The 26784-nt window shown below is 69.3% G+C and carries 26 protein-coding genes; 8 read left to right on the top strand and 18 right to left on the bottom strand.

Annotation, left to right across the window (positions count from 1 at the left end; all coding sequences use genetic code 11):
* The first annotated feature begins 50 nt into the window (after positions 1–50).
* On the top strand, positions 51–686 hold the full coding sequence (locus BM004_RS15905; RefSeq protein WP_093127169.1) for a YceI family protein: 636 nt from the start codon (positions 51–53) through the stop codon (positions 684–686).
* 54 nt (positions 687–740) lie between these two features.
* Here BM004_RS15905 and BM004_RS15900 read toward each other — a convergent pair whose 3' ends face one another.
* Positions 741–1004 (bottom strand): hypothetical protein, encoded by a 264-nt coding sequence (locus tag BM004_RS15900; protein ID WP_143072436.1) that lies wholly within the window; start codon positions 1002–1004, stop codon positions 741–743.
* A gap of 136 nt (positions 1005–1140) precedes the next feature.
* On the opposite strand from BM004_RS15900, the gene BM004_RS15895 reads away from it, so the two are divergent.
* Positions 1141–1791 carry a LysE family translocator gene (locus BM004_RS15895; RefSeq protein ID WP_093214726.1) on the top strand — a complete coding sequence of 217 codons (651 nt, stop codon included), beginning with the start codon at positions 1141–1143 and terminating at the stop codon, positions 1789–1791.
* A gap of 25 nt (positions 1792–1816) precedes the next feature.
* On the opposite strand, the gene BM004_RS15890 is transcribed toward BM004_RS15895, so the two are convergent.
* The 7 genes from BM004_RS15890 to argS all read right to left on the bottom strand — a co-directional run bounded on the left by BM004_RS15890 (position 1817) and on the right by argS (position 9955).
* Entirely contained in the window at positions 1817–3418 is a 1602-nt protein-coding gene (locus BM004_RS15890; RefSeq protein WP_093214724.1) for a phospholipase D family protein, read from the bottom strand.
* A 10-nt stretch (positions 3419–3428) separates the two neighbouring features.
* Positions 3429–5030, bottom strand: coding sequence for an RNA polymerase factor sigma-54 (rpoN, locus tag BM004_RS15885; protein ID WP_093214722.1), 1602 nt, complete (start codon positions 5028–5030; stop codon positions 3429–3431).
* Positions 5031–5048: 18 nt separating this feature from the next.
* Complete coding sequence (gene lptB / locus BM004_RS15880; protein WP_093127181.1) at positions 5049–5843, bottom strand: LPS export ABC transporter ATP-binding protein; 795 nt, start codon at positions 5841–5843, stop codon at positions 5049–5051.
* Positions 5840–6547 (bottom strand): lipopolysaccharide transport periplasmic protein LptA, encoded by a 708-nt coding sequence (gene lptA / locus BM004_RS15875; protein WP_093214721.1) that lies wholly within the window; start codon positions 6545–6547, stop codon positions 5840–5842. The genes lptB and lptA overlap by 4 nt, the downstream gene beginning before the upstream one ends.
* A gap of 163 nt (positions 6548–6710) precedes the next feature.
* Entirely contained in the window at positions 6711–7358 is a 648-nt protein-coding gene (locus BM004_RS15870; protein ID WP_093127187.1) for a thiol:disulfide interchange protein DsbA/DsbL, read from the bottom strand.
* Between the two features lie 150 nt (positions 7359–7508).
* Positions 7509–8258: an SPOR domain-containing protein gene (locus tag BM004_RS15865; RefSeq protein WP_093215000.1), complete on the bottom strand. Its 750-nt coding sequence runs from the start codon at positions 8256–8258 to the stop codon at positions 7509–7511.
* A gap of 11 nt (positions 8259–8269) precedes the next feature.
* Complete coding sequence (gene argS / locus BM004_RS15860; protein WP_093214719.1) at positions 8270–9955, bottom strand: arginine--tRNA ligase; 1686 nt, start codon at positions 9953–9955, stop codon at positions 8270–8272.
* 134 nt (positions 9956–10089) lie between these two features.
* Here argS and BM004_RS15855 point away from each other — a divergent pair, with 134 nt between their 5' ends.
* Positions 10090–10431: a hypothetical protein gene (locus BM004_RS15855; RefSeq protein ID WP_093127192.1), complete on the top strand. Its 342-nt coding sequence runs from the start codon at positions 10090–10092 to the stop codon at positions 10429–10431.
* Between the two features lie 134 nt (positions 10432–10565).
* On the opposite strand, the gene BM004_RS15850 is transcribed toward BM004_RS15855, so the two are convergent.
* The 6 genes from BM004_RS15850 to BM004_RS15825 all read right to left on the bottom strand — a co-directional run bounded on the left by BM004_RS15850 (position 10566) and on the right by BM004_RS15825 (position 17282).
* A complete protein-coding gene (locus BM004_RS15850; RefSeq protein ID WP_093214715.1) occupies positions 10566–12608 on the bottom strand; it encodes a fused MFS/spermidine synthase in 2043 nt (680 codons plus the stop codon).
* 22 nt (positions 12609–12630) lie between these two features.
* The gene (locus BM004_RS15845) at positions 12631–13083 is read right to left on the bottom strand and encodes a DUF2214 family protein (RefSeq protein ID WP_093127197.1); all 453 of its coding nucleotides are present in this window, start codon (positions 13081–13083) and stop codon (positions 12631–12633) included.
* Between the two features lie 75 nt (positions 13084–13158).
* Complete coding sequence (locus BM004_RS15840) at positions 13159–14085, bottom strand: LysR family transcriptional regulator (RefSeq protein WP_093127199.1); 927 nt, start codon at positions 14083–14085, stop codon at positions 13159–13161.
* 63 nt (positions 14086–14148) lie between these two features.
* Entirely contained in the window at positions 14149–15135 is a 987-nt protein-coding gene (locus BM004_RS15835) for a Bug family tripartite tricarboxylate transporter substrate binding protein (protein WP_093127201.1), read from the bottom strand.
* Between the two features lie 4 nt (positions 15136–15139).
* Positions 15140–16342, bottom strand: a complete 1203-nt coding sequence (locus BM004_RS15830; RefSeq protein ID WP_093127203.1) for a CaiB/BaiF CoA transferase family protein — start codon at positions 16340–16342, stop codon at positions 15140–15142.
* Positions 16335–17282, bottom strand: coding sequence for a hydroxymethylglutaryl-CoA lyase (locus BM004_RS15825; protein WP_093214713.1), 948 nt, complete (start codon positions 17280–17282; stop codon positions 16335–16337). The genes BM004_RS15830 and BM004_RS15825 overlap by 8 nt, the downstream gene beginning before the upstream one ends.
* A 148-nt stretch (positions 17283–17430) precedes the next feature.
* On the opposite strand from BM004_RS15825, the gene BM004_RS15820 reads away from it, so the two are divergent.
* Entirely contained in the window at positions 17431–18171 is a 741-nt protein-coding gene (locus tag BM004_RS15820) for an IclR family transcriptional regulator (protein WP_093214710.1), read from the top strand.
* A gap of 146 nt (positions 18172–18317) precedes the next feature.
* Here BM004_RS15820 and BM004_RS15815 read toward each other — a convergent pair whose 3' ends face one another.
* On the bottom strand, positions 18318–19286 hold the full coding sequence (locus tag BM004_RS15815; RefSeq protein ID WP_093214708.1) for a Bug family tripartite tricarboxylate transporter substrate binding protein: 969 nt from the start codon (positions 19284–19286) through the stop codon (positions 18318–18320).
* Positions 19287–19382: 96 nt separating this feature from the next.
* Positions 19383–20360, bottom strand: coding sequence for a histidinol-phosphate transaminase (gene hisC / locus BM004_RS15810; protein ID WP_093214705.1), 978 nt, complete (start codon positions 20358–20360; stop codon positions 19383–19385).
* A gap of 206 nt (positions 20361–20566) precedes the next feature.
* On the opposite strand from hisC, the gene BM004_RS15805 reads away from it, so the two are divergent.
* From BM004_RS15805 to BM004_RS15790, 4 genes are all read left to right on the top strand, one after another.
* Complete coding sequence (locus BM004_RS15805) at positions 20567–22741, top strand: malate synthase G (protein ID WP_093214702.1); 2175 nt, start codon at positions 20567–20569, stop codon at positions 22739–22741.
* A 142-nt stretch (positions 22742–22883) separates the two neighbouring features.
* The gene (locus tag BM004_RS15800) at positions 22884–23126 is read left to right on the top strand and encodes a hypothetical protein (protein ID WP_093214700.1); all 243 of its coding nucleotides are present in this window, start codon (positions 22884–22886) and stop codon (positions 23124–23126) included.
* A 2-nt stretch (positions 23127–23128) separates the two neighbouring features.
* The gene (locus BM004_RS15795; RefSeq protein ID WP_093214697.1) at positions 23129–24163 is read left to right on the top strand and encodes a hypothetical protein; all 1035 of its coding nucleotides are present in this window, start codon (positions 23129–23131) and stop codon (positions 24161–24163) included.
* A gap of 67 nt (positions 24164–24230) precedes the next feature.
* On the top strand, positions 24231–25565 hold the full coding sequence (locus BM004_RS15790; protein ID WP_093214694.1) for an MFS transporter: 1335 nt from the start codon (positions 24231–24233) through the stop codon (positions 25563–25565).
* Positions 25566–25592: 27 nt separating this feature from the next.
* Here BM004_RS15790 and BM004_RS15785 read toward each other — a convergent pair whose 3' ends face one another.
* Both BM004_RS15785 and BM004_RS15780 read right to left on the bottom strand, forming a co-directional pair.
* Positions 25593–26396 (bottom strand): hypothetical protein, encoded by an 804-nt coding sequence (locus BM004_RS15785; RefSeq protein WP_093214692.1) that lies wholly within the window; start codon positions 26394–26396, stop codon positions 25593–25595.
* Positions 26389–26616 carry a hypothetical protein gene (locus tag BM004_RS15780; protein WP_093214689.1) on the bottom strand — a complete coding sequence of 76 codons (228 nt, stop codon included), beginning with the start codon at positions 26614–26616 and terminating at the stop codon, positions 26389–26391. Before BM004_RS15780 ends, BM004_RS15785 begins: the two co-directional genes overlap by 8 nt.
* Between the last annotated feature and the right edge of the window lie 168 nt (positions 26617–26784).

The following is a 26784-nucleotide window of genomic DNA, read 5'->3' as shown; positions in this document are numbered from 1 at the left end:
CCCCAGACGCATTCACGATCCACCGCTCCCAGCAGCACAGAACGCACGCCATGAAGAAGCTCCTTTTCGCCGCCACGCTGTGTGCCGCGGCCCTCGCCTGCGCGAGCGCCTCGGCCCAGGACTACACGGCGCCGGCGGTGGCCGCCAAGCCATCGGGCGGACCGGTGAAGAACGCCAGCTACGTGGTCGACCCGACCCACACCTTCGTGATGTACGAGATGGGCCACTACGGCACCACCACCAACCGCGGGCGCTTCAGCACGAAGGACGGCTCGGTGAAGATCGACGGCGCCGGCAACAGCGGCTCGGTCGACATCACGATGGACATCAGCTCCATCAACACCGGCGTCGACCTGCTCAACCGGCATGTGCAGAGCAAGGATTTCTTCAACGTGGCGGAGTTTCCGACCGGGCGCTTCGTGGCCGAGCGCATCGAGTTCAGCGGCGACAAGGTGGTCGACGTGCCCGGCAAGCTCACGCTGATGGGCCAGACCCGTCCGGTGACGCTGAAGGCGGTGCGCTTCAACTGCTACCTGAGCCCGCTCATCAACCGCCAGGTGTGCGGCGGCGACTTCGAGACCACGGTGGAGCGCAGCGACTGGGGAATCACCTGGGGACTGAACTTCGGCTTCGAGAACAAGGTGAAATTGCTGGTTCAGGTGGAAGCGGTGAACATCCAGCCCTGAACCAGGCCCGGCCGCAGCCGGTGCGCCCCGCCCCCGCCCGGCTGGCCGGCCGGCTCAGCGCGCGACCGGCTTGTGCGAATCGGCGGCGCCCAGGTGCTCTTCAGCGTCCTTGGGCGATTTCAGCCAATTGCGCGCGGCGATGATGGCGCGCGGAAGATTCAGCAGGGCGAGCATCCAGGCACCGGTGGCGACAGTCATCAACGCGCCGAACAGCAGTTGCTCGGCGACGGGGGCGTCGCTCCAGTAGAAGAAACTGAGCAAAAACGCCAGCACTGCTGCCCATACGGCCAGAAGAAGTAGGTTTTTCATGTTTTGCATCGTTGTTACCTCGATGGACAAAATGTAAACCAAAAGTTATCCGTGTACTACTTAGAGTTTACTTTTCAATCTCCGATGAACGTGCGTTTGTGCACGTTGTTCGGCAATTCGTAACAAGAACAGGAGACAAGACCCGATGAACAGCACCCTTTCCCTGCTCGGCATTGCCGGCGCGATGGCCGTGGGCGCCATGAGCCCGGGCCCCAGTTTCGTGATGGTCGCCCGCACGGCGGTGGCCTCGCGCACCGAGGGGCTGGCGGCCGCGCTGGGCATGGGCGCGGGCGGGCTGGTCTTTGCGATCGCGGCGCTGGCCGGGCTGCAGGCGGCATTCCTGGCGGTACCCGGGCTGTACCTGGCCATCAAGGGATTCGGCGGTGCCTACCTGGTGTACCTGGGGGTACGCATCTGGCGCGGCGCCCGCCAGCCGCTGCCGGTGGCGCAGGAAGCAGGTAACCCGCGCGCCGGCCAGGGCCGCGGCGGGCGTACCTTCCGTACCTTTCTTTTCGGCCTGGCCACCCAGGTCAGCAACCCGAAGACGGCGGTGGTCTACGCCAGCATCTTTGCCGCCTTCCTGCCGCACGACGTGCCGCTCGCGCTGGCACTGGCGGTGCCGGCCGTCATCTTCTGCATCGAGACCGGCTGGTACACCGTGGTGGCGCTGGCCCTGTCGTCGGCCGCGCCGCGCTCGGCCTACCTGCGCTACAAGGTCTGGATCGACCGCGTGGCCGGCGGCGTGATGGGGCTGCTGGGCGTCCGGCTGGTGTGGTCGGCGGTTCGCGGCAACTAGCTAGCCCCGGCCCGGACCGCGCAGGCTAGAGCAGGCTCTCCGGCGTCAGCGGCGCCAGGATCTCGAGCATGGTGCGGTCCCAGAAGCCCGAGTCGGGCTCCTCGGTCAGCACGGTGAGCTTGCCGGCCTCCTCGCTGGTCCATTCGATGCGCGACTCGTTGCTGCCCTCGGCAAAGCGCAGCCGGTAGGCGCCCTGTTGCTTGAGCACGTCGAGCAGCTTGAGCATCTGCTGCGCCATTTCGGGGCTGTGAATGATCAGGCCGATCTCGGTATTGGCCGACTCCGAGCGCGGATCGAAATTCATCGACCCCACGAACAGCGTGCGCCGGTCGATCACCGCCGACTTGGCGTGCAGCCGGCCCACCGAGGTGCCGAACAGCCCCAGCCGCACGCTGCGCCGGGTGCGCGTGGAGCTCAGCTCGTACAGGTCGGCGCCCAGCTTGAGCATGTCCGGGCGGTAGCGCCGGTAGGCGGTGTGCACCAGCGGCTCGTCGGTGGCGGCCAGCGAATTGGTGACCACGCTGATCTTCACGTCGCGCCGGCGGATCTCGCGCATCACTTCCAGCCCCGTGGCGCCCGGGATCAGGTACGGCGAGACGATGGTCACCTCGGCGCGCGCACGGCGCATCTGCTCGACCACGTTGTAGCGCACGCTGTCCACGTCCAGCAGCGGCACCCCGCCGTACGAGGCGGTCTTGCCGATCACGCGGTCGGGCGAATCGGCGTAGGCCTCGGCCAGGGTCCAGATCAGGTTGAGCTTGCCGCTGTCCAGGTCGTCGGCCATCGGGCTGTAGCCCAGCAGGTCGTTGGGCGCGGGCGGCGGCGGGGGTGGCGTGGTGCCGGGCGCGGTGGCGGCCTCGAAGCGGCGCTGCAGCTCCTCGCGCGACAGGTCGCTGGCCACGACCGACGCCACCGGCCGCACGTAGACGCTGTTCCAGTACTGGTCGAACAGGCCGCCCAGCCGCGGGATCAGCGCGCCGGTGACGAAGGTGTCCAGGTCGAGGAAGTTCTCGCCCGCCGTGCGCCGGAAGTACTGGTTGCCGATGTTGCGTCCGCCCGCCACCGCCATCGCGCCGTCGGCGATGAACAGCTTGTTGTGCATGCGCCGGTTCACGCGGCTGAAGTCGAACAGCGACGCGGTGAAGCGCTTCAGGATGCTGCCGCGCCCGGCCGGGAACGGGTTGAACAGGCGCAGCTCCACGTTGGGCGTGGCGGCGAAGCCGCGCAGCAGCTCGTCCTCGCCCGAGGTGTAGAGGTCGTCCATGAGCAGCCGCACGCGCACGCCGCGCAGCGCGGCGTCGCGCAGGGTGCGCAGCAGGTAGCGGCCGGTCTCGTCGTTCTCGATCTGGTAGTACTGCACGTCGAGCGTGCGCTGGGCGCGGCGGGCCAGCTGGATGCGGGTGTCGAAGGCGAAGTCGCCGCCGGGCATCAGGCGAAAGCCGCTCAGGTCGGGGTCGGGCTGGGCGGCCAGCGCGATCTTGCCCAGTGCGGTGTCGGCCGACGCGGCCATGGCCTTGGTGGGCGGGCGCGGGGCCTCGTCGGGCAAGGTGGCGCAGCCGGAAAAAAGCAGCACGGCAAGCAAAGCCGACATCCAATGCCCCCAGCGCGACATCGGGCGACGGCTCATCGGCGGCTTTCTACAGCGCCTTGCGCAGGTTGGCGGGGGCGATGCGCAGCGCTTCGCGGTACTTGGCCACGGTGCGGCGCGCGCACTCGATGCCCTGCTCCTTCAGCATCTCGGAGATCTGGCTGTCCGACAGCGGCTTCTTGATGCTCTCGGAGCTCACGAACTGCTTGATCAGCGCGCGCACCGCGGTGCTCGACGCGTTGCCGCCGGTCTCGGTGCCCAGCGCCGAGCCGAAGAAGTACTTGAGCTCGACCGTGCCGTACGGCGTGGACATGTACTTGGCGGTGGTCACGCGCGAGATGGTCGACTCGTGCAGGCCCAGCTCGTCGGCGATCTCGCGCAGCACCAGCGGGCGCATGGCGAGCTCGCCGTGCACGAAGTAGCTCTTCTGCCGCTCGACGATGGCGTTGCTCACGCGCAGGATGGTGTCGAAGCGCTGCTGGATGTTCTTGATGAACCAGCGCGCCTCCTGCAGCCGCTGCGACAGCGCCTGGCTGCCCTCGCCCTTGTGCGCCTTGAGCGCGCCGGCGTAGATGTCGTGCACGCGCAGGCGCGGCATGACCTCGGGGTTCAGCATGACGCGGAACTTGATGTTGGTGCCGCGGCCCGTCTTGGTGACGATCACGTCGGGAATGACGATGTTGCGCTCGACGTCCACGAAGCGCCGGCCTGGCTTGGGCTCCAGGCGCGCGATGATCTGCAGCGCCGAGCGCACCAGCTCCTCGTTGGTGCGGGTGAGCGTGGCCAGCCGCTTGAAGTCGCGCCGCGCGAGCAGCTCCATCGGCAGCTTGCAGATGGCGATGGCGGTCTTGCGGACCAGCGCTTGGTCGTCGCTCTCGTCCTCGCTGGCCAGCGCGCGCAGCTGGATGCTCAGGCATTCGCCCAGGTCGCGCGCGCCGACGCCGGCGGGCTCCAGGCTCTGCAGCAGGCCCAACGCCACCTGGAAGTGGTGCACGAGGTCGTCGAACTGGTCGTTGTCGTCGCCGGCCAGGCCGGAGGCCAGCGCGGGCAGCGAGTCTTCGAGGTAGCCGTCGTCGTTGAGCGATTCGATCAGGAAGCGCAGCGCGGCGTTGTCGTTCTCGTTCAGCCGCAGGCTCAGCGCCTGGCGGTGCAGGAACGACTGCAGCGACTCCTGGCTGCGCGCGAGCTCGGTGGCGTCGGCGCGTTCGTCGTCGCCCAGGTTGTTCTGGCGCGCGGGCGCGTCGCTGCCCCACTCGCTGTCGTCGGGCGCCGCCATGTCGACGGTGCCGTCGCCTTCCCAGTCGGGCTCGCGCTCGGTGATTTCGGCGGCCGGGCCGTCGGACTCCGTGCTGCCGGTGCTGGTTTCCGTGGACGTGCTGGAGGTGCTTGCGGATGGAGTGAAGTCGCCCTCGCCGCCATCGGCGCTGTCGCCTGCGTCATCGCGCGGCACCGGCGCATCGGCCGTGTCGAGCCCGAACTCCTCGCGCGCCGCCTCTTCCGCGGTGCGCTCCAGGAACGGGTTCTCGTCCAGCATCTGCTCCACCTCCTGGCTCAGTTCGAGCGTGGAGAGCTGCAGCAGCCGAATGGACTGCTGGAGCTGGGGCGTCAGCGCAAGATGCTGCGAGACGCGAAGGGACAGCCCTTGCTTCATGGAGAACCCGACCCTCCCTTACATCCGGAAGTGCTCGCCGAGGTACACCCTGCGTACTTCGGCGTTGTCGACGATCTCCGAAGGCGTGCCTTGTGCCAGCACGTGCCCGTCGCTGATGATGAACGCGTGGTCGCAGATGCCCAGCGTCTCACGCACGTTGTGGTCGGTGATGAGCACGCCGATGCCACGTTCCTTCAGGAAACTGATGATCCGCTGGATCTCGATCACGGCGATCGGGTCGATACCGGCAAAGGGCTCGTCCAGCAGGATGAAGCGTGGCTGGGTGGCCAGCGCGCGCGCGATCTCGACGCGGCGGCGCTCGCCGCCCGACAGCGCCAGCGCGGGCGAATCGCGCAGATGGTCCACGCGCAGGTCGGCCAGCAGCTCGGACAGGCGCTCTTCGATGTGCTGCTTGGACAGCGCCGCCATCTTGCCGTTGGCGTCGGGCTCCTGCTGCAGCTCGAGCACGGCGCGCACGTTTTCCTCGACCGTGAGCTTGCGGAAGATCGAGGCTTCCTGCGGCAGGTAGCTCAGGCCCATGCGGGCGCGGCGGTGGATCGGCATGTGGGCGATCGGCTCGCCGTCGATGGTGATGTCGCCCGCGTCGGCACGCACCAGCCCGACGATCATGTAGAACGAAGTGGTCTTGCCCGCGCCGTTCGGCCCGAGCAGCCCGACGACTTCACCCTTCTGCACGTCGAGAGAGACGTCCTTCACGACCGTGCGGCTGCCGTAGCTCTTCTTCAGGCCGCGCGCGACCAGGCGGCTGCCCGGCGTGCCGTTGGCGTCCTGCGTTCCAGCGGTTTCGATCACTTGCGGGTTTCTCCCTCGTCACTGAGCGTGGTGCTCGGGCGCAGGCCCTTGCCGGGCGCCGGGGTGGGTGCCGGCGGTGGCGCCTTGGCACCGGCCGGAACGGCAGCGCCGGGCGCGGTCGCGGCCTTGGGGGTCAGGATGGTCTTCACGCGGCCACCCGGGGTGGACGCGTTGACGGCGGTGTTCGGCGGCACGGTGGAACCGTTGACCGTGTAGGTGTCGTTGCTCTGGTCGTAGACGATCAGCGCGCCCTGGCTCTCGTCGTTCGGCGTGGCGCCGAGCAGGCGGCGCATCACGGCGTTGCGGATGAACTTGACGTTGTCGGCGCGGCTGTCGTACTCGATGACTTCCGACTCGCCCTCGATCCACTCGTCGGGCGCGTTGCGCTTCTGCTTGTAGTAAGCGCGCTTGCCGGGGGCCGCGGTGACCACGCCGTACTGGTAGCCCTCGGCGTCCTGGCGCACGTCCAGGCGTGCGCCGCGGATGATGATCGTGCCCTTGGTGACCAGCACGTTGCCCGTGAACACGCTGGTCTGCTTCAGGTCGTCGTAACGCATGGCGTCCGACTCGATGTTCATCGGCTTGGTGCGGTCGGCGGTCTCGGCCAGCGCGCCCGAAGCGAAGCCGGCCAGCAGGAGCGCGGCGGCGGCCAGGCGGCCGACGCGACGCAGGAGGGGAGTGGTGGGGTAAGAGTGCAATGTCATAGAGGCACGAAACTTGCTCGGCATTGTATGCGGCTGATTGCGTCAGCCCCGCACGCACAGATGAAAAAGCCCGCCGAGGCGGGCCAGGTATCCCTTGCAAAAAGGGAGAAGGCAGCGGCAGGAAATGCGCGCGGCCTCGGGCGTCAGCCCTTCTTTGCTTCGGTCAGCCCTTCTTTGCTTCGCCGACCAGATAGTTCACGACCTGAAGCACCTTGGTCATGTTACCGGCGGTCTCGCCATCCACATACCAGCGGCCGGCCACTGCCATCGCGGGAACGCCGGCCACCTTGTAGGCGTCGGTCATCTGCGTGGCGCGCTTGGCCTTGCTGGCCACGCCGAACGAGGTGAAGGTTTCCTTGAACTTGGCGCCGTCCAGGCCGTTGGCCGAGGCCCAGGCAATGATGTTGGCGTCGCCGTTCACGTTCTGGCGCTGCGCGTGGATCGCGCTGAACACCTTCGGCTGGAACTCGTCGACCTTGCCCATGGCTTCCAGCGCGTAGTACAGGCGCTGCTTGGCTTCGACGTCGTTGCCCACGAACGGCACGGGAATGCGGCGGAACGCGACTTCCTTCGGCAGCGTCTTGACCCAGGCTTCGAGGGACGGTTCGAAGTCGTTGCAATGCGGGCAGTTGTACGAGAAGAACTCGACCACTTCGATCTTGCCGGCCGGTGCGTCGACCGGTGCGCGCTTGTCGAGCACCAGGTACTCGGTGCCGGCCTTGGGCACGCGCGCCTGGGCGTGAGCCGGGTTGGCGGCCAGGGACAACAGCCCGAGCGAAGTGGCGGCCAGCGAAAAGTCACGACGTTTCATTGAAAGGGTTCTCCAGTTGGTACGGCAGACTGAGCCGGCGCGCGGCGGGGAGTTCCCCCCGCCCACGGTGCGCACAGGGCTTAGAGCGATGAATGGTGGCGGCAAACGCCGCCGCGCGAAGCTTAAGGGCTATTCGTGTCGGCCGCCGGCTCAGCGCTGCACGCGGACCAGCGCCGATTCCATGCCGCCGCCGTCGAGACGGTCCTTCAGGCGGTCGGCGTCGTCCTTCTTGTTGAACGGGCCGGCGCGCACGCGATAGACGGTGCGGCCCGCCTGTTCGCGCTCGGTGACCTTGGCTTCCACGCCCATCAGCGAGAGCTTGGCGCGCTGCGCCTCGGCGTCGTCGGTGGTGCGGAAGGCGCCGGCCTGCACGAAGTACATGAACGGATCGGCGCCCGAGCTGCTGGCGGCGCTGTTGTTGTTGCTGCTGCTCGGCGCGGCAGAAGCGGTGGTCGTGCTGCCCGAGCGCGCCCGGGCGAGGTCGCCCAGCGGATCGTTCGACGGCGGCAGCGCGTTGGCTTCGGCCGGCACCGGTGCCGTGCGCGGCGGCTTGGGCGTCACCACCACGGGCACCGGCGGTGCGGTCGTGGGCGGCGGGGTGCCGGGGGCGACGGCGGCGGTGGCCGGCTCGCCGGTGATCGGGTTGACCGGGCCGGTCGCGGCCGGCGCCGGCTTGGCCGCGCCCGCCTTGCCGGCCAGCGGCGCGTTCGGGTCCCAGTCGCGGTTCTTGCGGGCCTCGGCCTCGTCCTGCTCGGCGCCGCCGCGCTGCGTCTTGGTCACGAACGGGATCGGCACCTTGGTCACGTAGACCGCGATGCCCAGCGCGACGCCCAGGCCGAGCACCAGCCCGATGATCAGGCCGATGACGATGTTGCCGCGTTGTCTGGTTGTCTTCTTCATGTTGAGGTGGTTCACATCTTGCTCGGCGCACTGACGCCGAGAATCGCGAGGCCATTGTGCAGCACCTGCGCGGTCGCGGCGACGAGCGCCAGGCGGGCCAGCTTGACCTGTTCGTCGTCGACCAGGATGCGCTCGGCGTCGTAGTAGCTGTGGTAGCTGGCGGCCAGTTCGCGCAGGTAGAAAGTGACGTCGTGCGGGGCGAAATCCTTGGACGCGGCCGTGAGCATGGCCGGGTACTTGGCCAGCAGCAGCATCAGCGCCTGGGCCGCCGGGCTTTCCAGCGGCGACAGGTCGACGTCCTTCAGCGTGGCGGCGTCGCCGCCCCAGCCGGCCAGCACCGAGCAGATGCGCGCATGCGCGTACTGCACGTAGTACACCGGGTTGTCGTTGTTCTTGGTGACGGCCAGGTCGACGTCGAAGGTGTACTCGGTGTCGGGCTTGCGGCTCAGCAGGAAGAAGCGCACGGCGTCGGTACTGGTCCACTCGATCAGGTCGCGCAGCGTGACGTAGCTGCCGGCGCGCTTGCTGATCTTGACCTCTTCACCGCCCTTCATGACGCGCACCATGGTGTGCAGCACGTAGTCGGGGTAGCCCTCGGGTATGCCCTCGCCCGCTGCCTGCAGCCCGGCGCGCACCCGCGCGATGGTGCCGTGGTGGTCGGTGCCCTGGATGTTGATGACCTTGTGGAAGCCGCGCTCCCACTTGGCGATGTGGTACGCGACGTCGGGCACGAAGTACGTGTACGTACCGTCCTGCTTCTTCATCACGCGGTCCTTGTCGTCGCCGTAGTCGGTCGACTTCAGCCACAGCGCGCCGTCCTGCTCGTAGGTCTTGCCTGCGGCCACGAGCTTGCGCACCGCGGCCTCGACGCGCCCGCTGGTGTACAGGCTGGACTCCAGGTAGTACTGGTCGAAACGCACGCGGAAGGCCTGCAGGTCCAGGTCCTGCTCGCGGCGCAGGTAGGCCACGGCGAACTCCCGGATGGCCTCGATGTCCTCGATGTCGCCGGTGCCGGTGACTTCGCGGTCTTCCGACTTGACGGTCTTCTGGGCCTTGAAGTCGGCGGCGATCTCGGCGATGTAGTCGCCGTTGTACGCCGGCGCCTTCTCGCCGCTGGGCCATTCGGCGTCGCCGGGCTTGAAGCCGCGCGCGCGCAGTTGCGTGCTGTTGGCCAGCGTCTGGATCTGCACGCCGGCGTCGTTGTAGTAGTACTCGCGCCACACGCTCTCGCCCTGCGAGGCGCGCAGGTTGCAGATGGCGTCGCCCAGGGCGGCCTGGCGGCCGTGGCCCACGTGCAGCGGGCCGGTCGGGTTGGCCGAGACGAACTCGACCAGCACCTTCTCGCCCGTGGCGGGCTGCTGGCCGAAGCCGCCGCCCGCGGCCAGCACTTCGCGCACGATCTGCTGCTTGGCGGCCGTCTTGAGACGGATGTTGAGAAAACCGGGACCGGCGATCTCGATCGCCTCCACCCATTGGGTGAAAGCGGGGGTGGCGAGCAGCGCAGTGCTCAGGCGCTCGGCCAGGTCGCGGGGCTTCTGGCCCAGCGGTTTGGCGAGCTGCATGGCGGCCGTGCTGGCGAAATCGCCATGGGCAGCCACCTTGGGCGACTCGAACGCGGCTTTGGAGCCAGCGCCGGGCGAGAGGGATTCGAGCGTGTTCGCGAGCGCCGCGAGCAGCTCCTGTTTGACCAATAGCATCCGCAAATTTTACCGGGGGCAAACCCGGGAGCTGTTGACGATCGTCATCCAACCGGCAACTTCGACCGTTGAGGTGGTCGGCCCCGGGGCGGGGCAACCGTCAGATAACCCAACCTTGCAAGGACATATCCATCATGAAGAAGCTCCTTTCCCTGGTCGCGTCCACCGTCGCGCTCGGCGCCTGCCTGTCGTTCAGCGCCTACGCGCAGGACAAGGCCGCCGCCCCCGCGGCAGCCCCCGCCATGGCCGCACCGGCTGCCGGCGCCACCTGTGACGCCAAGGCCGTCGACAAGAACGGCAAGGCTTTGGCCGGCGCCGCCAAGGCCAGCTCCATCAAGAAGTGCGAGAAGGAAACCAAGGCCGCCGCGGCACCCGCCTGCGCGACCAAGGCGGTCGACAAGAACGGCAAGGCCCTGGCCGGTGCCGCGAAGAACAGCTTCATGAAGAAGTGCGAAGCCGACGCCGCCAAGGGCTGAGCGCTGTCGTCGGCGAGCGGCCGAAGCCGCTGACATAGCCGACATGGCTGACATTTGTGAAAAGAGGCCCGCCGCGTGCGGGCCTTTTTCGTGGCCGCGCCGCCAAGCTGGCCCCTGAAGCCTGGACCCTGAAGCTACTTCAACGCGCCAAGCAAGTTGTTGAAGTCGTCGGTCCAGGGCCGCTGGCCGGGCTCGGTGGCAATCGGCGCCGCCGCCGCGCGCACCGGCTCGCGCGCCAGCACCTGCGGGTTGCGCGCCACCAGCACCCAGTCGGTGCGCCGCAGCCAGTCGGCCTGGGCGGCATCGTCGTGCACCAGCACCGCGTGCAGCCCGCGCACCTCGGCCACCTTGGCGATCACCGGCGCCAGCGCCAGGAAGCGGTTGGTCACGTGGAAGGCGATCACGCCGTCGGGCCGCATGTGGCGCAGGTAGGTGTCCATCGCCTCGGCCGTGAGCAGGTGCACCGGCACCGAGTCGCCCGAGAAGGCGTCCACCGCGAGCACGTCGAAACCCTGCACCGGCTCGCGCTCCAGCGCCAGCCGGGCGTCGCCGAGCACGCGCTCGATGCGGGCGCGGCTGTCGCGCAGGAAGGTGAACTCCTCGTCCGCCAACGCGAACACCTGCGGATTGATCTCGTAGATGCGGTAGACGTCGCCGCTGCGGCCATAGGTGGCCAGCGTGCCGGTGCCCAGCCCGATCAGTCCCACGCGGCGCGGCCCGGCCGGCGCGGCGGCAATCGCGCGGCCGATGCCCGAGGTCTCGCCGTAGTAGGTGGTCGGCTCGCGCCGGCGCGCCGGGTCGAGGAACTGCGCGCCGTGCTTGACCGAGCCGTGCGCCAGCTCGCGCACGCTGTCGGACGGCGGCGTGGCCGGGGTGTCGTACGCCAGCAGCGCGCCGTAGAAGTTGCGCTGCAGGCTGCGCGCGCCCGCGCGGTCGCTGCCCACCTGCACCAGCAGGAACAGCGTGCAGCAGGCCGCCAGCGCCACGCAGCACACCCGCAGGCGCACCTGCCGGCGCAGCACGAACGCCGCGGCCAGCGCGGTCAGCATCAGGCCGAGCCCCAGCTCGTAGTACGCCGCCAGCACATGCGGCGCGACCAGCCCCACCGTCACCCCGCCCAGCGCGCCGCCGAGCGACAGCATCAGGTAGAAGCGCGTCAGGTAGCGCGGCCCCGGCCGCAGCTTCGCGGTTTCGCCGTGCAGGAACATGCACAGCACGAACAGCCCCGCCACGTACAGCGGCAGCGCCACGCGCACCTCGGCGACGAAGTGGCGCTGCAGGCCGAAGGCGCACAGCAGCAGCATGGCGGCGGCCAGCGGCAGGAACACGCCGCGCCGGTACCAGCGGTCGCTCTCGAAGCACAGCACGAAGGTCAGCAGGTACAGCGACAGCGGCAGCACCCACAGGAACGGCACCGCGGCAACGTTCTGGGTGATGTGGTTCGTCACGGCCAGCAGCAGCCACGAGGCCAGCGCCGGCAGCGCGAGCCACAACAGGTAGTCGGCCACGCGCGGCGGCGTGTCGGGCACGCCCGCCTGGCTGGGCGCCGGGGAAGGCAGGGGCATCGCGCCGGCGGGCCAGCGCCGGGCCATGTACAGCGTGGTGCCCGCGCACAACAGCACGAACGCCGCGTAGCCCCACGACCAGCCGTTGGCCTGCTGCAGCAGCGAGCTGCGCGGCTCGATCAGCACCGGGTAGCTCAGCAGCGACAGCAGCGAGGCCAGGTTCGACAGCGAGAAATAGCGGTACACCTGCGCGCCCCAGGGCGTGCGCGCCACCCACGACTGCACCAGCGGCCCGGTGGTCGAGAGCAGGAAGTACGGCAGGCCGATGGTGCCGAACAGCAGGCCCAGGATCCGCCAGGCCGGGTCTTCGGTGCCCGTGGGCTTCCACTGGGCGCCCACCACGATCGGCAGCAGCGCCAGGCTCGCGAGCAGCAGCGCCACGTGCAGCACGGCCTGCGCCCGCATGCGCAGGTGGCGTGTGACCCAGTCGGCGTACGCGTAGCCCGCGAGCAGCACGACCTGGAAGAACACCATGCAGATCGACCACACCGCGGCCGAGCCGCCGAACCACGGCAGGATCTGCTTGGCGATCAGCGGTTGGACCAGGAACAGCAGGAATGCGCTGCTGAAGATGGTGCCGGCAAACAGGAGCTGGATGCCGGGGTGTCCCATGTGACGGGTTGCCTGCTTGCGCTTACTTGCCGAAGCCGCGTGCCAGGAACACCGCCACCAGCGGAATCAGCGCGATCAGGTGCGCCTGCACCATCACCAGCTTGCGCGTCTTCTTCACGTCGGCCTCGGCCGGCAGCTTGCCGGTGGCGCGCAGCGTCTTGCGCCAGCGGAAGTAGGTGAGCGTCGGAAAGATCGACACCACGCCCACGATGATGAAGAGCCCCAGTTTCACGTGCAGCAGCGGGTTGGTCCAGTACCAGGCCGTGCCTTTCACGCCCCACCAGGTGCGCGCGATGCCGGTGGCCAGCACCGCGATGGCCGCGATGCCGTAGACCATGTCGAGCTTCGCCAGCCGCTCCACCACCGCGGCGTTGAGCCACTGCACGCGGCACAGCGCGGCCTCGCTGGAAATGAACACGACCATCGTGAGGATGGCCAGCAAGTGCAGGTACGCGAGGATGGCTTCGAGGGTCATCGATGGCTTTCTTCTCAGGAGCGGCGGATTTGCAGATGGGAGCGTTGAACGGATTCTGCCGCCGCTCCCCCGCCCTCAGGCCCTTCCACCCCAGAATTCCGGATTCCCGTACTGCTCCTTGAGGAAATCAAGCCACAGTCGCACCCGCAGCGGCAGGTGCTTGGCGCCGGCGAACACCGCATAGATGCCGTTGGGCGGCGCGGCGAACTCGTCGAGCAGAGGCACCAGCAGGCCGGCATCGATCTCGGCCTCGACCTCCCAGGTGCTGCGCCAGGCGATGCCGTGGCCGGCCAGGCACCAGTCGTGCAGCACCTGGCCGTCGGAGCAGTCGAGCGGGCCGCTGGGGCGCAGGTGGATCAGCTCCTGCGCGCCGGCCTCGGTGGTAATGCGAAAGGCCCAGCCGCGCGTTTGCGAGGCGTCGCTCGACAGCGTGAGGCAGGCGAAGCGCGACAACTCGCCCGGGTGCCTGGGCTTGCCGTGCCGGCGCACGAACTCCGGCGTGGCGACGCAGCGGCGGCGGTTGTCGGCCAGCCGCACGCTCACCAGCGACGAGTCGGGCAGGTCGCCCACACGCACCGCGCAGTCGAAGCTCTCGCCGGTGACGTCGACCACGCGGTCGCTGAGGTTCAGCGAGATCGTCACTTCCGGGTGCAGCGCATGAAAGCGCGGCACCAGCGGCGCGACGTGGCGGCGGCCGAAACCGGCCGGCGCGGTCACGCGCAGGTGGCCGCTGGCCTTGACGCCGCCGGCGCTCACGCTGGCTTCGGCGTTGGCGAACTCGGTGAGCAGGCGCTGGCAGTCTTCCAGGAAGGCGCTGCCCTCGTGCGTGAGCGTGATGCGCCGCGTGGTGCGCACCAGCAGCTTCACGCCCAGGCGCTCTTCCAGGGCGTCGAGCCGGCGGCCCATGATGGCCGGCGCCACGCCCTCGGCCTTGGCCGCGGCCGTGAGCCCGCCCCGGGTTGCGACCGAGACGAAGGATTCGAGCTGCTTGAGGCGGTCCATGGGGCGGAAACTATAGCCCGCCCCCGCCTTCCGCCGCCCTCCTACCCTCGCAAGCAGCCACCCTTATTCGGGCCGCACCCCGGCCTCGCGCACCGCCGCGCCCCAGCGCGCGTGCTCCGCCTTGATGTACTGCGCCGCCTTCTCGGCGCTGCCGCCGACCGGCGTGCTGCCTTCGGCCAGCAGCTGCGAGATGGTCGCGGGCTTGGCCAGCGCCTTGTCGACGGCGGCGTTGAGCTTCTTCACGATGTCGGCGGGCGTGCCGGCCGGCACCACCAGCGCCTTCCAGTCCACCGCCTCGAAGCCCTTGTAGCTCTCGCCCACGGTCGGCACGTCGGCCATCACCGGCAGGCGCTTGGCCGAGGTGACGGCCAGCGCGCGCAGCTTGCCGCCCTTCACCATGGCCAGCGCGCCTTGCGGCGTGGCGAACATGTAGTCGGTCTGGCCGCCGAGCAGGTCGGTGATGGCGGGCGCGGCGCCCTTGTACGGCACGTTCAGCACCTTGAAGCCCGCGCGCCTGGCCAGCACCTCGCCGGCCATGTGGCCCAGCGTGCCGGTGCCGGCCAGCGCCTGCTTGATCTCGCCGGGCTGGGCCTTGGCGGCCGCGACCAGGTCGGCCAGCGACTTGTAGGGCGCGTCCGCGCGCACCACCAGCACCACCGGCTGCGAGGCCACCACCGCCACCGGCACCAGGTCCTTCAGCGCGTCGTAGGGCATCTTGGGGAACAGCGTCGGGTTGATCGCCAGGTTGGCGGTCTGGCCCAGGCCGACGGTGTAGCCGTCGGGCTTGGACTTGGCCACCACGTCCATGCCGATGTTGCCGTTGCCGCCCGCGCGGTTGTCGACGATGAAGGTCCAGTGGGTGTCGTCGATGAGCTTCTGCGCGATCAGCCGCGCCACGATGTCGGTGGCGCCGCCGGGCGTGTAGGGCACGACCAGGCGCACCGGCTTGTCGGGCCAGGCGGTGTCGGCCAGGGCGAGGGAGGGAGCGGCGCTCAGGCATGCGGCAGCCGCGGCGCACGCCAGCAAGGCGCGCCGTGAAGTGAAAAACATGGTGTCAGTCTCCGAGGGTGATGTGTCGTGTCTCGAGCGCAGCGATTGCTTCATCGCTGTAGCCCACTTCTTTCAGCAGCTCGCGGCTGTGCTCGCCGATGTGCGGCGGCTGAAGGCGGATGCCGGGGCGTTCGCCGCCCAGCGTGAACGGCGCCAGCGGCACCTTGGCCATGCTGCCGTCGTTCATGCGCACCGGCGCCAGGCCGCCGGTGGCGTTCAGGTGCGGGTCGTCGAACAGCTCCTGCGGCCTGGTGATGGGCGCGAACGGCAGCTCGTTCTTCTCGAACACCGCCGCGAGCTCGCCCGCGCTGTGGTTCGCCAGGTGCGAGCGCAGGATCGGCATCATCCATTCGCGCGCGCGCACGCGGTCGTTGTTGGTCTTCAGGCGCGGGTCGGCCAGCATGTCTTCCAGGCCGAAGGCCTTGCAGAAGATGAGCCACTGCTTGTCGCTCACGGCGGCCAGGAAGATCTGCTCGCCGTCCTTCACGGTGAACACGTCGTACACGGCCCAGGCCGAGATGCGGCTGGGCATCGGGTCGGCCGCCTTGCCGGTGGCGGCGAACTGCATCATGTGCTGCGCCACCAGGAACACGTTGTTCTCGAACAGCGCGGACTGCACCTCGCAGCCCTTGCCGGTGAGCTCGCGCTGGCGCAGCGCGGCCATGGCGCCGATGGCGCCGAACATGCCGCCCATGATGTCGTTCACGCTGGTGCCCGCGCGCAGCGGGTCTCCGGAGCGCCCGGTCATGTAGGCCAGGCCGCCCATCATCTGCACCACCTCGTCGAGCGCGGTGCGGTGGTCGTAGGGGCCGGGCAGGAAGCCCTTGTGGCTCACGTAGATCAGGCGCGGGTTGAGCTTGGCCAGCGTCTCGTAGTCGAGCCCCAGCTTCTTCATGGTGCCGGGCTTGAAGTTCTCGCTCACGATGTCGGCCGTGGCGATGAGCCGCAGCGCGGCCTCCACGCCTTCGGGCTGCTTCAGGTCGAGCGCGATGCTCTTCTTGTTGCGGTTGAAGGTCGGGAAGAAGCCCGAGCCCGAGCCCAGCAGGCGGCGCGTGTTGTCGCCCTCGATGGGCTCGACCTTGATGACCTCGGCGCCCAGGTCGGCCAGCAGCAGGCCGCAGGTCGGGCCCATGACCATGTGGGTGAACTCGACGACGCGGATGCCGGCGTAGGGCAAGGGATTCGGCGGTGGATTGGCTTCAGACATGTGCGGTGTTTTCCTGGGCAAGGCCCTGAACGAAACCCTTGGGCAGGCCGGCCTCGGGCGTCATGCCGTAGACCGGTTCGCCGGGCAGGCCGGCCATGAGCGGCGCGCGCGCCGCGATGAGTTTGAGGATGTCGATGCCCGTGCGCACGCCCATCGCCTCGAACATGAACACGAGGTCTTCGGTGACCGCGTTGCCCGAGGCGCCTGGCGCGTACGGGCAGCCGCCCAGGCCGCCGAGCGAAGCGTCGAAGGTGCGCACGCCCTCGTCCCATGCCGCCAGGCAGTTGGCGATGCCCAGGCCGCGCGTGTTGTGCATGTGGGCCGCACCGGCATGCCTGCCGACTTCGGCGCGCAGGCGCTTGAACAGGCGGCGCACCTGCGCGGGGTTGGCGTAGCCCACGGTGTCTGAAAGACCCGATTCGTCGGCACCGGCCTCGATGCATTGCGCGGCCAGGCGGATCACGTCGTCTTCCGGCACCAGGCCCTGCAGCGTGCAGCCGAAGGCGGTGGAAATGCCCGCCTCGAGCTTCACCTGCGGCGCCATGGCGCGGCGCAGCTCGGAGATGGCGCGCACCTCTTCCACCATCTCGGTGGGCGTCTTGCGCACGTTGGCCAGCGAATGCGCCACGCTGGCCGACACCGGCATGGTGAGCTTGTGCACGCCGGCTTCCAGCGCGGCCTGCGCGCCCTTGCGGTTGGGCACCAGCGCCATCACCACCAGGCCGGGCAGCGTGACGGCGTGGCGCACCACGTCGGCGGCATCGGCCATCTGCGGCAGCAGCTTGGCGGGCACGAAGGACGCGACCTCGATCTCGCGCACGCCGGCGGCGTAGAGCGCGTCGATCCAGCGCAGCTTGTCGGCCGTGGGCATGGTGGCCTTGACCGATTGCAGGCCGTCGCGCGGGCCGACCTCGCTGATGAGGACGTCGGGGGGTGTCATCGAGGGTGTCTCCTGGAGTGGAAGCTTTCTTGAAGCTTCGCTTGACAGTTCTATCAGACAGAACTAAATTCCGTTAAACAGAATTAGACCGTCGAACGCATCGACTGTCAAGCCGAGCCATTCCCCCACTCCGCCACTGCCTCACCCCATGCCCCGCAAAGCCCAGACCGAATCGGTGTCCGACCTCAACGCAGCCCCCGGCGGCGCCGCCGCGGTCGACCGTGCGCTGAGCCTGCTCTCGGCCTTCCGGGCGGGCGACGAGGCGCTCACGCTCGCGCAGTTCGCCGAGCGCACGCAGCTCTACAAGAGCACGGTGCTGCGGCTGCTGGCGTCGCTGGAACACGCACGGCTGATTCGCCGGCAGGACGACGGGCGCTACGCGCTGGGCATGGAGATCGCGCGGCTGCACGGGCTCTATGCGGCGTCGCAGTCGCTCGACCGCATCGTGCTGCCGGTGCTGCGCACACTGGCCGCCGACACGGGCGAGAGCGCGGCCTACCACGTGCGGCAGGACCAGGGCGAAAGCTGGGTGCGCCTGTGCCAGTTCCGGGTCGATTCGTCGCACGTGGTGCGCGACCACGTGCGCGCGGGCGACCTGCTGCCCAACGACCGGGGCGCCGGGGCGCGCGTGCTGATCGCCTTCGGGCCCGAGGCCGAGCGGCCGCGCGGCGCGAAGGAACGCAAGCTGTACGACGCGATCCGCGCGCAGGGCTACTGCGCGCTGGTGGGCGACCGCACGGCCGAACTCGCGGGCATCTCCGCGCCGGTGTTCCACGCGGACGGCCGCCTGGCCGCGGCGGTCACGCTGACGATGCCGGCGCACCGGTACGACGAGGCCTACATCGAGCCTGTGCGCGCCGCGGCGAAGGACCTCAGCGCGCAGGTGTAAGACACCAGCGCCGCGTCGGCGGTCTTGCTCATTCCCCTCCCGGGGGAAGCCCGGGAGGGGGGCACGCGGCCTTCAACGCCGCGCGCGCTCAAAGGTTGCTGGCCCCACCCCGCCCTCCCCCGGAACGGGAGGGAGAAATGCCAGGCTCAGGACTCGGCCTTGAATCCCGAGTTCCTGATCGGCATCTCCCAGCGCTTCAGGTGCGCCGCCTGGACCGCCGCCAGCTCGGCCGGCCCGGCATGCGTGGGCACGAGCCCCAGCGAATGGATTTTTTCCTGCACGTCGGGCATGCGCAGCGCATCGGCCACCGACCGGTCGATGCGCGCGACCAGTTCGGGCGGCATGCCCGGCGGCCCGTACAGCCCGAAGAAGGCGTCGGCCGTCACGTCGATGCCCGCCTCCTTCAGCGTCGGCACCTCGGGCAGCGCGCGGCTGCGCTGCTCGCCCGTCACCGCGAGGATGCGGACCTTGCCCGCGCGGTGGTGCTCGATGGTTTCCAAGGCCGTGTCGACCATCAGCGGCACCTGCCCGCCGATGAGGTCCTGCGCGGCGGGCGCGCCGCCGCGGTAGGCCACGTGCGTCATCGGCACGCCGGCCGCCTGCGCGATCAGCTGTCCCGCGAAGTGCGGCACCGTGCCCGCGCCCGAGGTGGCGTAGTTGGCCTTGCCGGGGTTGGCCTTCATCCAGGCCAGCACCGTCCTCAGGTCGCCCGCGGGCGCGCCGGGGCCGGCCGTCACCGCGAAGTCGAAGGTGCTGCCGAGCGCGATCGGCGCGAAGTCCTTCGCCGGGTCGTAGCCGAGGTTCGGATAGAGCCAGGGGTGGATCACCATCGCGCCGCTGGGCGAGAACGCCAGCGTGGCACCGTCCGGCGCGGCGCGCCTGAGTTCGCCCAGCGCAAGCCGGCCGGCCGCGCCGGGCTTGTTGTCGATGATCACGTTCTGCCCCAGCGACACGCGCATCTTCTCGGCGAGCACCCGCGCCACCACGTCCGCCGAGCCGCCCGGCGGAAAGCCGACCAGGATCCGCACCGTGCGGTCTTGCGCGAACACCCACGGCGCGGCGGCCGTGGCGGCAAAGGCGGCAGCGGTGCGCGCTGCGAACTGACGGCGTTTCATGGTCCTTGTCTCCTCGGAGGGTTGTCGGAAAAAACAGTCACGCGCGCGAAGTCCGCCTTGGCCTGGCTCGACCTGGCCCAGCCCGGCCCGTCCGGGTCAGCGCAGCGCGGCCAGCACCGCGCGGTTCTGCTCGGGCAGCCCGATGCTGATGCGGAGCCACTCGCCCAGCCCGTAGTTGCCGAGCAGCGAAACCTCGATGCCCGCCGCCAGCAGGCGCGTGTGCACGGCCTGCGCGTCGCCGACCTGCACCATCAGGAAGTTGCCCGACGAGGGCACGTACGGCAGGCCGAGCTCGGTGAAGCCCGCCGCGAGCTGCTCGCGGCCGGCCGTGTTGAGCGCATAGGTGCGCGCCAGGTAGTCCGTGTCGCCCAGCGCGGCCACCGCGGCGGCCTGCGCCGGCGTGGTCACGTTGAAGCGCGGGCGCTGCGCGTTCATGCGCAGGGCCAGCGCCGGCTGCGACACGCCGTAGCCGATGCGCAGCCCCGCCAGCCCGAAGGCCTTGGAGAAGGTGCGCGCCACGATCAGGTTCGGCAGGCGCCGCACCCACTCGATGCTGTTGTAGCGCTGCGCGGGCGACAGGTACTCGGTGTAGGCCTCGTCCAGCAGCACCGTCACGTGCGAAGGCACCGACTGCAGGAAGGCCAGCAGCGGCGCGGCGTCGATGAAGGTGCCGGTCGGGTTGTTCGGGTTGGCGACGAACACCAGCTGGGTGTCGTCGCCGATGGCGGCACGCATGGCCCCGAGGTCGTGGCCGTGTTCGCGCGCCGGCACGACGGTGGCGCGCGCATGGGCGTGGGCCGCGGCCTGTGCATAGACCACGAAGCCGTACTGGGAGTAGACGACGCCCTCGCCCGGCTTCAGACTCACCTGCGCCGCGAGTTCGAGGATCTCGCTCGAGCCGCTGCCGAGCGTGAGCCAGTCCGGCGGCACATCGAGCCGGGCGGCCAGCGCGTTCTTCAGCGCGGTGCCGTTGCTGTCGGGGTAGTTGCCGGCGCCTTCGAGCGCCGCGGCCGCCGCGCGGCGGGCCGACTCGGGCATGCCGAGCGGGTTTTCATTGGAAGCCAGGAGGATCATGGGAACAGGCCGGATTTATTTAAGAAGTTAAATATATCCCTCGCCTCCGGTGCCCTTATCAGTGCCTACCCTTGGCACGCCGGGCGCCCGCGCGCTGCATTACCTTCATTTTTGTCACAGATAAATCCCGCCAGCGGCTCTTACTGGCCATCGAGGTATCGAATAAAGTTCGTCCCAAGACTGCATCTTTCTCAAGGAGAACCCCCATGACCGCCCGCACCACCGCCCACGGACTCCAGGTCGCGACCGAGCTCCACCGTTTCATCGAGGACAAGGTCCTGCCCGCCACCGGCGTGGCCAGCGACGTCTTCTGGAAGGGCTTCGACGCCATCGTCCACGACCTCGCGCCGAAGAACATCGCCCTGCTGGCCGAACGCGACCGCCTGCAGGCCGAGCTCGACGCCTGGCACAAGAAGAACCCCGGCCCGATCGCCGACATGCCGGCCTACCGCGCCTTCCTGGAAAAGATCGGCTACCTGCTGCCGCAACCCCAGGGCACGAAGGCCACCACCACCAACGTCGACTCCGAGCTCGCGCTGCAGGCCGGCCCGCAGCTGGTGGTGCCCATCCTGAACGCGCGCTACGCACTGAACGCCGCCAACGCGCGCTGGGGCTCGCTGTACGACGCGCTGTACGGCACCGACGCCATTCCCGAGACCGGCGGCGCCGAAAAGGGCAAGGGCTACAACCCCGTGCGCGGCGCCAAGGTCATCGAGTTCGCGCGCAACGTGCTCGACCAGGCCGCGCCGCTGGAAAACGGTTCGCACAAAATGGCCACCGGCTACAGCGTGAAGGACGGCAAGCTCGTCGTCGCGCTGCAAAGCAGCAGCACCGGCCTGGCCGATGCCTCGCAGTTCATCGGCTACCAGGGCGACGCCGCCGCGCCGTCGTCGGTGCTGCTCAAGCACAACGGCATCCACCTGGACATCCGCATCGACCGCAGCACGCCCATCGGCAAGACCGACGCGGCCGGCGTGAGCGACCTGGTGCTGGAAGCCGCGCTTTCCACCATCCTCGACCTCGAAGACTCGGTGGCCGTGGTGGACGCGGCCGACAAGGTGGTGGCGTACGCGAACTGGCTCGGCATCGTCGAAGGCTCGCTCACCGAAGAAGTCGCCAAGGGCGGCAAGACCTTCACGCGCGGCCTGAACCCCGACCGCGAATACACCGGCGCCAACGGCCAGCCCGTGAAGCTGCACGGCCGCTCGCTCATGTTCCTGCGCAACGTGGGCCACCTGATGACCAACCCGGCCGTGCTGTACGAAGCCGGCAAGGAAATCCCCGAAGGCATCCTGGACGCCGTGGTGACCACCACCATCGCCACCATCGACCTGAAGCGCAAGGGCAACTCGCGCACCGGCAGCATCTACATCGTCAAGCCGAAGATGCACGGCCCGGCCGAAGTGGCTTTCGCCAGCGAGCTGTTCGGCCGCGTCGAGCAGCTGCTCGGCCTGCCCGCCAACACCGTGAAGCTCGGCATCATGGACGAGGAGCGCCGCACCAGCGTGAACCTGAAGGCCTGCATCGCCGAGGCCGCCGCGCGCGTGGCCTTCATCAACACCGGCTTCCTCGACCGCACCGGCGACGAGATGCACACCGCCATGCAGGGCGGCCCGATGATCCGCAAGGGCGACATGAAGTCCAGCGCGTGGATCGGCGCGTACGAGAAGAACAACGTGCTGGTGGGCCTGTCCAGCGGCCTGCGCGGCAAGGCGCAGATCGGCAAGGGCATGTGGGCCATGCCCGACCTGATGGCCGCGATGCTCGAGCAGAAGATCGCCCACCCCAAGGCCGGCGCCAACACCGCCTGGGTGCCCTCGCCCACCGCCGCCACGCTGCACGCGCTGCACTACCACCAGGTCAGCGTGACCGCGGTGCAGCAGGAGCTGGAGAAGATCGACGCCGACGGCGAGCGCGACAACATCCTCAACGCCCTGCTGCAGGTGCCCATCGCGGCCGAAGCGAAGTGGACCGACGCCGAGAAGCAGCAGGAGATCGACAACAACGTGCAGGGCATCCTGGGCTACGTGGTGCGCTGGATCGACCAGGGCGTGGGCTGCTCGAAGGTGCCCGACATCCACAACGTCGGCCTGATGGAAGACCGCGCCACGCTGCGCATCTCCAGCCAGCACATCGCCAACTGGCTGCTGCACGGCGTGGTGACCAGGGCGCAGGTCGACGAGACCTTCCAGCGCATGGCCAAGGTGGTCGACGAACAGAACGCAGGCGACGCGCAGTACCTGCCCATGGCCGGCCACTTCGACACCTCGGCCGCCTACAAGGCCGCGCAGGACCTGGTGTTCAAGGGCATCGAGCAGCCGAGCGGGTACACGGAGCCGCTGCTGCACGCGTGGCGGCTGAAGGTGAAGGGCGAGGCTTGAGCCCCGGCACCAGCGAATGAATGAAAGCCGGGCTCTTGCAGCCCGGCTTTTTTTCTGGCGGCGCGCAACCGGCGCTCCTATCATGCGCGGTCGCACACCCGCGTGTCTTCGGCCGCGTGAGCCAGGACCGTCGCACACCGCAATGAAATCGACCACCTTGATCCTTGCAGGAACGGCGCTGGGCGCCGTCATCGGGTTTCTCATGGGCGCGGGCCCGCGTGTTGCCGGTAGCGGCGCGGTCATCGGCGGACTCGCCGCACCGGTCCATGCGTCGATGGGCGCGGGCATCGGCCTGCTGTGCGGCGCGGTGGCCGCGATGCTCCGGTCGGCCGTGCGGGAAGCATCGCCCACCGACGCGCCCCACCCACCAGACCCGAGGCCTTAGCCATGGACCCGCGCATTCAAGACGCCCTCACGCGCTGCATCCGCGCGATCGAACTCGACGATGCCATCGGCTACCACCCCAGCGACGAACAGCGGGCGCAACTCGATGCGCTGGCCGCCGAGGTGCAGCCGCTGATCGATGCCCTTGCCGGCGAACCGTACACAGGCAAGGGCCTGGGCTGCGGCTACCTGGGGCACCGCGGCTACCGCACGCCGTGGGCCGACATGATGAAGCGGCTGCGCGGAAACCGCAGCGGCCACGGCCTGGGCTGGATGGAGCGCATCGAGGTGCTGTTCGACACGGCCGGCCTCGGCGCGGACGAGATGCTGGCGTGGACGCTGCAGGTGCCCGACGAGATCCTGCGCGGCCACCTGCTGCTGCACATCGCCGCGGACCTCGCCATGCAGGGCGAGATGGCACGCGTCGACCGGGACATCGCGCCGCGCCTGCGCTCCGGCATGGCGCATCGCGCGGACCGCGTGCTGCTGATGCAGCACGCGCGAAACGGCGACGCCGCGGGCTTCCTCGCGAAGCACAAGAAGGCCGACCAGCGCCCGGAGCGGCACACGCTGCTCGATGCGCGCGAGTTGCTGGTCGAGCAGGTCGCCGCGCGGCACGGGCTCGATGCGGCACTGCAGCTCTGCGACACGGCCAAGGGCTTCGGCGACAACTACCGCGCGACGGCGCTGCGCGCCTACGCCGGCACGGCGGACCTCGCCACGCTGCGCGCGTGGATCGCCACGCACCGCGGCATGTTCACCGCGGCCACGGGCACGGGGCTCGAAGAAGAACTGCTGGTGCGCGCGTACGCCAAGGCGCCCCGGCCTGCCGCCGACGCGGACGGCGACGGCAGCGATGCCTTCGACGAGCTGCTGGCCAGGGTCGACGCCCTCGACAAATCGCTGCGCCATGGCGACGCGCGCTTGCGCGACGCCCTGCTGCTCGACCTCGGCATGGCCGCCGGGCCCGGGGCGCGCCGGCTGCTGTGCCGCAGGAAGATCGGCAACGCCTCGCTCAAGCGCGAACTCGACGGCTAGCGGCTGCACGCTGCGCGTCGATCCATTAGCATTCAGGCCGCTCCCATCCTTCCCGGCCTCCTCTCTCATGAATCCGAACGCGGCACCCAAGCCCGCGCAGCGCAGCGGCGACACCGCGCCGCGCTCACGCACCTCCCGCTTTTTCCGCTTTTTCCGTTTCTCGCATGGGTCGGCTTCCGCCGCCGCCATGCTGGTTGCACTGGCCTCGGCCTTCGCGCTGAGCCAGGCCTTCCGCACGGTCGGCGCCATGATGGCCACGCCGCTCACCGGCTACTTCGGCCTGACGCCCCAGCAGCTCGGCATCTGGGCGGGCACCTTTCATTTCGCCTTCGGCATCATGCAGCTCGCGATGGGCGTGTCGATCGACATGTTCGGCGTGCGCCGCACGGTGCTCACCGCCTTTCCGCTCGCCGTGGCGGGCGCCGTGCTGTGCGCCATGGCGCCGAACTACCACGCGCTGCTGCTGGGGCAGGCACTGATCGGCGTGGGCTGCGCGCCGGCGTTCCTGGCCTGCACGGTGTTCATCGCGCGGCACTTCGACGCCTCTCGCTTCACGGCCATGTCGGGGCTGGTGATGAGCATGGCCGGACTGGGCATCGTGTTCACCGGCACGCCGCTGGCGCTGCTGATCGAAGCCGCCTCGTGGCGCGCCGGCTATGCGGTGCTGGCTGGCTTCGCGGTGCTCTCGTGGCTGGTCATCTTCTGGCGCGTGCGCGAGCCCGCGCGCGCGGTGGATCCTGAAAGCGCGCAGGCTGCACCGGCCGAGCGCCAGTCGCTGCGCAAGGCCGTGCGCGAGTTGCTGCCGCTGTTCGCGATGCCGCACACGCTGGGCCTGATCTGCTTCGCATGCGTGTCGTACGCGGCGTTCATCACGCTGCGCGGCCTGTGGCTCGGGCCCGTGCTGCACGACCGCCATGGCCTGTCGCTGGTGTCCAGCGGCAACGTGGCGCTGGTGATGACGGTCGCCGGCATGATCAGCCCGGCGCTGTTCGGGCGCATGGACCCGGGCGGTGCGCGGCGCGCCCGCTGGATGATGGGCTGCGCACTGGCCGCCGCGCTGATGTTCGCCACCATGGCGCTCACGCATTCGAGCGCGGTGGACATCGGCCTGCCGATTGCCTACGGCCTGCTCTCGGGCTACAGCGTGCTGCAGTACGCGTACACGAAGACCTCCTACCCGGCGGCGATGACGGGCCGCGCGATGGCGCTGCTGAACATGGCGATGTTCCTGGGCGTGTCGCTCATGCAGTGGACCACCGGCGTGGCCGCGTCGTGGGCCGTGGCGCACGGCACGGAACCGTTTCGCGCGGTGTTCCTTACCATCGCGGGCATGCTGGCCGCGGGCACCTTCGCCTTTCTGGTGCTGCCTCGGGCGCACGTGCCGGCACGCCCCGGCGCATGACCGCCGCCGTGGCGCCGGCCTCGGCCCTCAGCTGGCGAAGCGCTCCCGCACCACCCGCTGGCTGAGCCTTCGCATGGCGGCGGCATAGACGTGATCGCGTCCGTACATCTCCCGGTCGTCGGCTGAGCCGAACGCCGGCTTCTCGCAACCGCCGCGCCGTGTCACGGCACAGCGGCGCAGCACATCGTGGTACGTCACGTCGAGCATGGTTCGCCGCAACTCGGGCAGCGCGGCGAGCGTGATCTCGAACCAGCAGCCGTCGACCCGGTGCCATTGCGTGACGTCGTCGATCACGTGAAAGACCTGCGGCGTGCCGGCCGTCCTGCTTCTGCCGAAAGCCTCGCGGCAGGCCTGCTCGCGCACCGCGCGCGCCTCGCGCGCCTCGCGCGCCTCGCGCAGACGCCGGTTGGGCAGCAGGATGCCGGTGACCGGATGCACGAACAACTCGACGTGCGCCGCTTCGCGCAATGGCACGCACGGGCCGTTGTTGCACCGGCGCGAGGGCACCCGCACCTCGCCATTGCGCAGCACGGCCGCGCGTTCGACGAAGTTGCCGATGTGCTCGAAGACGTGCGCCTGCACGGTGCTGCGCCGGTCGATGCCGCTGCACAGGTCCGCGTACACCTTGTCCCACGGCCGGTGCACCTGCTTGTGCAGCCAGCGCTTGAGCGGCGCGAGGTTCTCGCTGAGCCACTTCGGATGGCCGTAGCCACGCTTCATGCCCAGGTGCGAGCCCCGCTCTCTGCTGTTGCGCCACTGGCGCCCATCGCCCTGCACGCGCCAGCCGCCTCGCGGCCGCTCGACGATGACCTTGTCCATGTCGTCACGCATCGTCGCCCCCCCTGTGCAGGCCGTGCGCCGCCTTCTGCAACGCCACCTTCTGCGCGCGCCGCTCCGCGCGGTGCGTGCGCAGGTGACGGCCTGCGCCCTGGTTGGATTCGCCGCGTGCCATTGCGGCCACCACGGGATTGCGCGGTGCCGCGCCGGGCACCGAAAAGTAAAACCGGCCCAGACGCTTGTCGTCGTCGCGGGCCCTTCGTTGAGCACTCATATGTGCGCACACTCCAGAAACAAAAAGGCCCCGGCGAATGGCTGCGCGGGGCCTTTGTCGATGGGCCTCGGCGGATGCGTGGATGCACCTCCGGCCGGGGCGGTCGGTGTGCGGGTCAGGTGTTCAGGAAACGGTTCATTGATGAGTTGAGGCGCCCGGGAGGTCGAT

The sequence above is a fragment of the Variovorax sp. OK212 genome (genome assembly GCF_900112425.1).
Lineage (GTDB): Bacteria > Pseudomonadota > Gammaproteobacteria > Burkholderiales > Burkholderiaceae_C > Variovorax.
This window is presented reverse-complemented; position numbering and strand designations above follow the sequence as displayed.